This is a genomic window from bacterium, from assembly GCA_035281585.1.
GTDB lineage: Bacteria > UBA10199 > UBA10199 > DSSB01 > DSSB01 > DATEDP01.
In genome coordinates this window covers 1-6,679 of sequence record DATEDP010000102.1, presented here as the reverse complement: position 1 = coordinate 6,679, position 6,679 = coordinate 1, and the positions used below count along the sequence as shown (strand labels likewise).

General features: G+C 55.5%; 6 protein-coding genes. 5 read left to right on the top strand and 1 reads right to left on the bottom strand.

What is annotated here, in order from left to right; all coding sequences use genetic code 11:
* The 4 genes from VJR29_08210 to VJR29_08195 all read left to right on the top strand — a co-directional run.
* A partial coding sequence (locus VJR29_08210) for a hypothetical protein (GenBank protein HKY63386.1) occupies window positions 1-2,995 on the top strand: 2,995 nt, incomplete at its 5' end.
* 125 nt (window positions 2,996-3,120) lie between these two features.
* The gene (locus VJR29_08205; protein ID HKY63385.1) at window positions 3,121-3,357 is read left to right on the top strand and encodes a ribbon-helix-helix protein, CopG family; all 237 of its coding nucleotides are present in this window, start codon (window positions 3,121-3,123) and stop codon (window positions 3,355-3,357) included.
* The gene (locus VJR29_08200; GenBank protein ID HKY63384.1) at window positions 3,354-3,638 is read left to right on the top strand and encodes a type II toxin-antitoxin system RelE/ParE family toxin; all 285 of its coding nucleotides are present in this window, start codon (window positions 3,354-3,356) and stop codon (window positions 3,636-3,638) included. Before VJR29_08205 ends, VJR29_08200 begins: the two co-directional genes overlap by 4 nt.
* Before the next feature lie 128 nt (window positions 3,639-3,766).
* The gene (locus tag VJR29_08195; protein ID HKY63383.1) at window positions 3,767-4,195 is read left to right on the top strand and encodes a hypothetical protein; all 429 of its coding nucleotides are present in this window, start codon (window positions 3,767-3,769) and stop codon (window positions 4,193-4,195) included.
* Between the two features lie 56 nt (window positions 4,196-4,251).
* On the opposite strand, the gene VJR29_08190 is transcribed toward VJR29_08195, so the two are convergent.
* On the bottom strand, window positions 4,252-5,340 hold the full coding sequence (locus VJR29_08190) for an alpha/beta hydrolase (GenBank protein HKY63382.1): 1,089 nt from the start codon (window positions 5,338-5,340) through the stop codon (window positions 4,252-4,254).
* A gap of 136 nt (window positions 5,341-5,476) precedes the next feature.
* On the opposite strand from VJR29_08190, the gene VJR29_08185 reads away from it, so the two are divergent.
* On the top strand, window positions 5,477-6,562 hold the full coding sequence (locus VJR29_08185) for a LuxR C-terminal-related transcriptional regulator (protein HKY63381.1): 1,086 nt from the start codon (window positions 5,477-5,479) through the stop codon (window positions 6,560-6,562).
* Window positions 6,563-6,679 lie beyond the last annotated feature (117 nt).

Genomic DNA, 6,679 nt, shown 5'->3' with positions numbered 1-6,679 from the left:
CGAAACCAAGGAAGAGGTCGAAGCCCAGCTTGAGCGCTTAAACGAGCTGATCAAGCCCGACGGCATCCTCTACGAGGCCTTCCAAGCCGCCGAGATGGACGGAACCGAGCAGGTGATCGGCCTAGTCCAGACGGTGGCGATTATCCTCGGCACGGCCCAGGCCACTCGAGGAGCGAGCTTGGCGGTCGAAGGCGCCGAGGCCGTCTTCTTAGCCGACAAGATGTTAAGAGGCTTCTTCTGGGGCGCCTATATCGCAACGGCTGAGAACACGATTGCGGCATCGACTGGAGAAGTAAGAACCGAACGAGATTCGCTAGGAACTTGGGTGAAGGACGCCGTCTCGACCGGCGCCTCGATGGCTTTGGTGATGCCGGCGGCCGGCAGCGTCGGCCAGGCCTTGGAAGGCAATACGCTGAAGAATCTGGTCTCGCGTTACATCGGCCAAGGTCCTCGCGGCTTGCTGCACCTGGCCGCTGACACTGGTCTCGAAACCATCGAAGAGGCCGTCGACCAGCAGCTCCGCAAAACCCTCGACGGCAAGGCCAACGCTTTGAGCTTCAGCGAGATCAAAGAGCTCTTCAAGCTCTGTCTTGCCGGCGGGGGACTCCAAATCGGCGCGCTAGCGAAAAACTTCCAAGGCCAAGTCGAGACCAAGACTCTGAAAGAAACCGACGCGGTCCGGCAGCCCGAATCCGGAAGAAATCCCTTACTGAATCCGCTCTTCGCGCCGATGTGGATGCTGATGGGTATGGGTGGCTTGGGTGGAGCCGACATGGGCGCCGGGAGAGAGGTTTCCTCGCCAGATTCCACACCAGCCCCATATGGTTTGAAACTGAGCAAGGGGCAGGGAGCCTATCGAGAAACCAGTACCTTGGATCCCAGTGGTATCGAGATCCTAGGTACCCACGACAGTGGGACTCCAAAAACGGTTCAGCTCAAGAGCGAACAGCAAATCGGAGAGGATTACTTCCCAGCGGGAACCCTGCTTTCCTTTTCCAACTCGGGGAAGCTTTTCTCGATCACCTTGGGTCAAGCCGTTTCAGTTCAAGGAATGGAGCTGGGACAAGGCGACCGAATTTATCTCGATGAAGCCGGCTACTTGCAGACCTTGGTTCTTCAAGAAGACCGGAGGATCGGGAGTCTTCCTTGCGCCAAAGGCTTTCCGATTGCTTTGCATCGAAACGGGGGAATTAAGACCGTCAAGTTGGCCGAAAGCCTCGGTGAAAGGTCCGGATTGAGCTTCGTCCAACGTTTGAAGATGAAAAAAAATGGCGAAATTATTCCCAAGGGAACCATCCTCAATTTAAGTGAGGCCGGGCTGGAAGTGCGGCGCCCTTGGCTCGCCAATTATCTTTGGGATTTAGTTCGAACTTTAAATGCACATTCGATTACTGCCTTGAGCAGTCTTTTCAGCGCATCCATGAGTTGCTACAACTTGTTAATACGGGAATTTCTCAGTAATGCTCTTGTCGATCCGATTGGGTTGGAGAAAACCTCAGAGTTTGTATTCAATTATAGTTTTCCCCTGTGGATGGTTTTCACCGTCTTGACTCTATTAAACTTAAACCTTGGCGTTAAAAGAATCTTCTTCAAAGGCAGCACATGGAAGGGCGGAGCAAAAGATCCAGAGCTTTTAAAGCGGGTTGAACCTCTTCTCTCGAAAACCGCAAGAGTCAGAATCGACATTACCAAATCCACCCCGCCTTCTAAGATTGAGTCGACCGAATCGGAGAGCGAAGCCGAAATTGAAAATTTGGCTGAAGCTGAAACCGAAAAGGCTGGTTCTCGCCAAAAAGTTGGTAAGCTCGGTGGAGCCATGGGGTTATTTTTGGCCGCCGGCGCCGGCTTGGCGACCTTGCTCGGCAGCGGCGAGGCCCACGCGGCCGTCGACGGCGCGGCGACCGTGGTGAATCAGGGTGGGATTTCCGCGCTGGGCTTCACGCTCGGAGCAGCGGCCCTCGGCGCGGTCTTCAGCCGGTTTCGTAAAAGACATGGGCAAGACATCGATCAAGAGCAAAAGGGCCTCGATCAAGAGCCCGCGAGCCCACACCGTCTGCCGATTACGTCAGAGACGCTTGAAGTCATTCGCCAAGCGGCGACTTCGCAGGAATATGATATTCGTCTTTTGGTGAAGCAAAGAAACGGCAAGCCATGGCTCTTGGTTTTGATGGGCGAGTCTCATGCTAAAAAGCAAGAGGCGAGCGAGCTGGGCCAAGCGCTCATCGATCAATTCCAGCTCCGAGGGCTCGAAGGAGCCGATCTCGGCAAAACCTGGGGCGGCCGGGCCATGGACCTGACAATCCGCATGGCTATGGGCATTTGGCATCGGAGTGGCGACGAATTTGGCAGCAGTATCGGCGATGCCGGGATCGATAGTGTAGGCAGGGATCACCTTCCACAGCTACGCCGTGTACTCGCTGAAGTTATTCGACTGGAACGGCTCGATGAAATGTCCAAATCAGAGCTGGAAGCCTATGAAGCCTGGGTTGAACACAATGGAGCGGGCCGGAAAATAAAATTAAATGGATCGGAAATATTAAAAATTGTGGGGGGCGACCTTAGCGATACGCCATTGGACACGGACGTTACCACTGTCTGGTTGGAAGAGGGCCATCGCCCCGACCTTCTCGAGAATATGGCTTCGGTGTATGCCCCCGCTATGATGTTTTTAGCGCCTTTAGGGTTAATCGGCTCTCTTGTTGGCCTATTGCCCAAGGCGGGACTTCTAATTGCCTCCGCGGCTCTGTGCCATCTTAAATTGGCGAGGAATCTCACCGGATTTCTCGATCCCACCTCCCCTTTGCGCGCTATTTTAGATCCTTTGGAGGGCTTAGTTTTGGCCCGAAACGAAACGATGGTCTCTAACATCTCCAAAACCTATCAGCAGGAAATATCGCATGATTCGATGTTGGCGATTGTGGGAAGAGGACATCTTCCCGGAATGGCAAGCCTGCTTACAAGAGGACATGGATTTCAAGAAGTCGAATTGCCTTAAATGCTATAGTAAAAACTCATATTTTCTTTTTCCATGGAAAAACGCTAAATCATGATGCGGCTATAAGAAGCTCTTGTATGCTCCTGTCATACAAGGTATGTTTTTGAATGACAGGAGATTCTTTTATGAAGCAGTCCAACGTCAGCTTTCGCACGGATGCGAGCAAGCTTGCTTCTCTCGATGCTATCGCGGAGGCTCTCGAACGCGACCGCAGTTATGTGTTGAACGAGGCGGTTTCCGCCTACCTGGAGCTTTACGACTGGCAATTGAGGCATATTAAAGAAGGTGTCCGTCAGGCCAACGCCGGCGAATTCGCTTCGGACAAGGCGGTAGCCAAAGTTTTGAGGAGACGCTCTCGTTGAAGATCCTTTGGACCCGTCTCGCCTTGCAAGACCTCGAGCAAGCTTGGGACTATATCGCGGCCGGCAATCCCGCGGCTGCCGAGGATGTGGTTGAAAAAATCGCCGGCGCTGTCGGGTCGTTACCTTCTTATCCCCAACTGGGCAGGCTCGGCCGCGTCAAAGGAACGCGTGAGTTGGTGGTCGCCGGGACGCCGTTCGTCATTCCCTATCGACTCAAGGGCGATCAAATACAGCTTCTGGCCGTCCTCCATGTCGCTCGCCGCTGGCCCGGGGATTTTTAAAGGGCGCCGTTCCGAATAAGCGGAAACGCGAGAGTCTAGATTTCTTTTGGGGAAATACACGGTATTTTTCGCCGAAGCAGGATATTCTTGACGCCGAAGCAGCCTGGGAAGCTTGGATTAGAAACCAGTTGGGCTGGCGTGGCTTTGAAGGAGAGGGGGTCAAATGGCATCGAGAGCAGATCGAAAAGGCGCTCGCCGATCCTTCAAGAAGCCACAAGGTTCGGCAAATCCTAGAGCAAAGCGAGCTGCCAATTCAAAACCGAGTGAATTTTCAAACAACTTGGAAATTCACTCGACAAAATGGCTACGTCCAGACACTTCTTTGGCTGCTGAAGTCTCATCGGCAGCTCAAAACCTACAATTGGTATCGAATCGATCTTACTCGCGATGGTTATATTGAGCAATTTAGTGACTTGGCCCTTTTGGTGGATTTTCTTAAGAATGGATTCGTTTCCCCGCCTGAGCCCATTCCTCTTCCCTCGGTGGAAGCTCCCCCAGGCCTCTGGGATCGCGTTAAAACCCGGCTTCATGGAATGTTGAGAAAGCCTCGCGGATAGGCGGAAGGTCTCGACTTCGATCCCATCGAGACCCTCCGCCCTCACGCGACAAGGCCTCAGTTCAACTTTTCCTCCATCCAATCGTGAATGACGCCGGTGGTTTCCAGCGCATTGTCATGAATGGTCATCGCGTGGCCGGTGGCCAGCGGAACGTAGACTTCGAGCTCGGCGTCGGGGTCGTAGAACGGGGCCTCGAAGTTATAGACGTTCTCTTCGGTGCAGGTAAGGGCGTCGGGCCCGCAGCCGGTCTCGTCGAATTCCGGGAACACCGCGAGCACCGGCACGTGAATGTCGCGGGAGGGAGCGCCCTCCGGCACCGGCGGCGGTGCGAAGACCCCGACGTATTGGGCGGTGTCGAAGGTCAAGGTCGAAGAAGCGATGTCCTTCAGCAGCTCGTCGAGCGCGACATTGATCGGCTCGACGTTCGGCTCATAGTGATAGAAGTCGTCCTTGGTCCAAGGATGGGTCACGATATAGCCGCAGTCGATACCCATGTACTTCCACGGAAAGGCCTCGCAGGCCGGGTCGATGTGCCATTTGGCGACCATTTCCAAGAATCCCGGCCGGGTCAGGTGGATGAGTCCGGTCAAGACGAAGGCGTCGACGTCCTCGGGATGTTGGGAGCCCAAGAGCCAGCCCAAGGCGGTGGAAAGTGAGCTGCCGAAATAGACCACCTTAGAGAAAGCCCTTCCGCCGAGCTCGCCGCTCCGTAATTTGGTGATCACTTGATGGAAGGCTTCGATCACGGTGTCGGCAAAGATCAGCTCGCTGTTGGGCTTGCCGCTTAAGCCGGTGCCGAGGCGGTCGACGTTGAAGGTGGCGTAGCCTCGCTTCAAAGCTTCGCGGACGTGGGAATATTTCTCCGGCTTGTAAGGCCAGTCCCAGTAATGGTGATTGTAGCTGGTTCCGTGGACGAGAAATTGAACCGTTTCCGGCGAGCCGCCCCGAGGCACGCAAAGCTCGCCGTAGATCTCGGTATTGCCGACCGGCTCAACGTTCACCGGAACCAGGAAAGCCCGGCAAGTCGCCAAGGCCGAATGTTTCTGGAGAGGAAATCCATTGCTGCCTGAAGCTTCAGCCGGTCCCGTCGGCCAAGCGCCGAGGGTCAACGCGATCAAGATTGCCCAATAGACTCTTGTTTTCATAAATGCCTCCCTTTTTGATGGCAAAATTTTTGGTCAAGCGGGCTTATTGTAGATTTTTCGGTTTGGCGTTTCGTCGGCGGTTACTCTGATTTTTATTTGCGGTTGCTTCAAATTTCGAATCATCTAAAATGACGACATGCTTTCCGCCGCCTATCGAGAGAAGCTGGCCGTTGATATCTCCCGGAACGCCTACGAAGCTTCGACTTTGAACGATCTGGCTGGAATCCTTCCTCTTTTCGATAAATTGTTCGATACGAGTCTCTCGATTCTTTATCAGTGCAACGACCGTGGAGATCCGATCGGAGTCGGCGGGGCATCCGAGGTGCATCGCATTTATCTCGAACGCTATTTCGTTTCCGATCCGATGCGAGATGCCATCCAACGCTTGAACCGGAAAATTCTGCAGGCGGCGCGGAATCCGGAATGGCACGTCTCTCTCAAACTGCCGCTTTATCTGGATCATGCGAAGCATCACGGAATCGACGATTACGCCCTGGTGAAACTCACCGAGGCGATTCCCTTCAATCGGGGGATGGTCGGGCTTCTGCTGGCCAGGAGCCGGAAGTGCGCCGGCTTCGACGAGCAAGACTGGATCCTGATGGCCCGCCTCCTTCCGCCGCTGGAGGCCTTGGTGCGCCGCAGCGCCCGAGTCGAAAAATTGCTGGCAGGCCACGCGGCCATGGAGGGCATGGTGGATTTGGATCCACGGCCCAAGATCGCCTTCGACGTCCACGGTTCGCTGCTGTGGGCTTCGGACCGAGCCGAAAAGCTGATCGGGCTTCGTCTCGGCGCTCGGCGGCAAGTTCCCCAAGCCTTGGCCCAAGCCGCCAACCGACTGGGCGCTTTAGCCGGAAAAGAAGCGACTTCGGGGGTGCCGCTTCCCTTGGTCACCTTTCCCGGCGCCAAGGCCGAATCGATTCGCGCCGAGCTCCGCCTGGCCCGCACCCGCTCCGGCGAGGCCTTCGTTCTGGCCGAGCTGGAAATCCCCGATATCTCCCCGCAATTGGCTGAGGTTGCGGCCCGCTACCGCCTGACCGCCACCGAGACCCAGGTCTTGGATCTCTTGGCCCAGGGCTGCTCCGACCAGAAGATCGGCCGCCGGCTTTTCGTCTCCCTCGCGACGGTCCGAACCCACGTCGGCCGGATTCTTTCCAAATTGGGCGTCCATTCGCGGGTCCAAGCCGTATTGGTGAGCTATGGAGTGAGGTCCGAAGCCGGCTGATCCACCAGGGAATTTTTCTGACCAACGTGACGATTGCGGATAACTCCGCCGCCAACGGCGGCGGCCTCGCCACCTTCAACGTCTCGTCCGGCGACGACACGAACCTGACCAATGCCA